1 protein-coding gene is annotated in these 2,089 nt (G+C 71.9%); it reads left to right on the forward strand.

Going from position 1 to position 2,089, the window contains the following annotated elements:
• The first annotated feature begins 203 nt into the window (after positions 1-203).
• Entirely contained in the window at positions 204-1,832 is a 1,629-nt protein-coding gene (locus FL311_RS42775; RefSeq protein ID WP_141333382.1) for an ATP-binding protein, read from the forward strand.
• The last annotated feature ends 257 nt before the right edge of the window (positions 1,833-2,089 follow it).

Raw genomic sequence — 2,089 nt, forward strand, 5'->3', positions numbered from 1 at the left:
GGGGCTCGGGGATGGGTCCTCGGGGCGGGATGCCCTCCCCCGCTCGGGCACCCGTCGCGACCTCCCCGGGGCGTGTATGCCAGCGAACGGTGGCCCGCGGGCCCGGCGCTCTCCCCGCTCACCTCCGGGAGGCCCAGGCCTTATCCCCTCTCCAGGAATGCACGGGATGGCGTCTCCGTGCGGCAGAACGATGGGGCCACACGATGAACCGCATCGCTGACATCATCCACCGGCACTACGACGCCATCGTCCGGCTGTGGACCGAGGAGGCGACCCGGGCCGCCTCCGCCCGCGGCCTGGACGCCCCCGAGCTCAAGAACATCATGCCGACCTATCTGGCCTCGCTCGCGGAGGACGCGAAGGCGCCGGCCACCACCTTCGCTGAGCGGCGCAAGTACGTGGAGGGCCATGTGGCCGCGCGACTCCGCCAGGGGTTCCACGTCGCGGAGGTCGTCGAGGAGTTCGCGCTCCTGGGCAGGTGCATCTCCAGGATGTGGGCCGAGGCCCCGCCCCAGGCGCGGCCCGACGTCGAGGACGTCGAGCGGCTGCTCGGTGAGCTGCATGCGGCCTCGGCGAGCGTCATCGCGCTGTTCAGCGAGCACATGCGGGAGGATGAGCAGGCGGAGAAGCGCTACCTGCGGCTCATCCAGAAGGTGGCCAACGAGGCCCTGGAGGTGGACGCCGCCTCTCTCCAGGAGCGATTGAGGGAGGTCCTCGAGCTCATCATGGAGGCGCTGGGGGGACAGGGCGCGGCCCTGCTCTTGAAAGAGTCCCTGCTCCCCGGTCTTGGCACGGTGGTCTCCACGGGCGTGGCGATGGAGGCCCTCGCGCGATACGCGACCACTCGAGGTGTCTTGGACGAGGGCCCCGGCTCGGGCGAGGAGGCGGAGGCCACGCCGATGGCGGTGAGCGAGGACCTGCGGCGCGAGGGGCTCTCCTCGTTGCTGGGAATCCGTCTGGCCACGCACTACGCCCTGAGGGGCGTGCTGTACGTCGGCGTCGCCGCGTCGCGCGACTTCACGGCCCGGGAGCGGAGGCGGCTCGAGTCCCTGGGCGAGCGGCTCACCATCCACCTGGACAACGCGAAGCTGCACGCAGACCTGCTGGCGAAGGTCGAGACCCTGCAGGAGGAGCGCGTGCTCCGGGAGCGCTTCGTCTCCGTCCTGGCCCATGACCTGCGGGGGCCGCTGTCGGCGGCGAAGGTGGCGGCGCAGCTGCTCCTGCGCCGGCCGGAGATGATGGAGGAGCGGCGGGACCTGGCCCGGCGCATCGACCAGAACATCGAGCGCACGGACCGCATGGTGCGGGACCTGCTCGACGCCAACCGCCTGCGCGCCGGGGAGCAGCTCTCGCTCCAGTTCGCGCCGTGCGACCTGCGGGCCATCGCCCGGGAGGTCATCGAGGAGCTGAGCACCATCCACGGCGAGCGCTTCCTCCTCGTGGCCGAGGCGCCCGTCGAGGGCTTCTGGAGCGAGGACGAGCTGCGCCGGGCACTCTGGAACCTGACCAGCAACGCGGTGAAGTACGGCGCGAGCGACTCCCCCGTCACCCTCACCGTCGCGCGGACGGCTTCAGGCGCGCGGGTCTCCGTCCACAACGAGGGCCGGGTCCTCTCCCAGGCCGACCAGGACCTGCTCTTCAAGCCGTTCTCGAGGACGCGCTCCGCGCGCGAGGGGCCCTCGAAGGGCTGGGGCCTGGGGCTGACCCTGGTCTGGGGCTGTGCCCAGGCCCATGGTGGACGGGTGAGCATCGAGAGCGGGGAGCGCACCGGGACGACCTTCACGCTGGAGCTGCCGCTCGATTCCCGGGCCGTCGCCGCCGTGGTCGCCTGACTCGCGCCGACCTCGCGCGCGAGGACGTCCGTGCCGGGAGATTTCACGTCCGGAGCTTGCGATGGCGTGAGGCGCCGAGGGCCCGCGCGCCGCTCGGAGTGGACCCTGGTGTGCCTGGTGCAGTGCGGCCGGAGGTCCCCTTTGCGGAAGCGAGCGCATGTCCCGAATCGACACAGCAGGCAGCAACGCCCTGGCCCTCGACCTGGTCCCTGACGAGGTGCCCACGCCGGCGCGGCCCCCTTCTCATCCCCCCACCC

This window comes from Myxococcus sp. AB025B (genome assembly GCF_006518215.1).
GTDB lineage: Bacteria > Myxococcota > Myxococcia > Myxococcales > Myxococcaceae > Myxococcus > Myxococcus fulvus.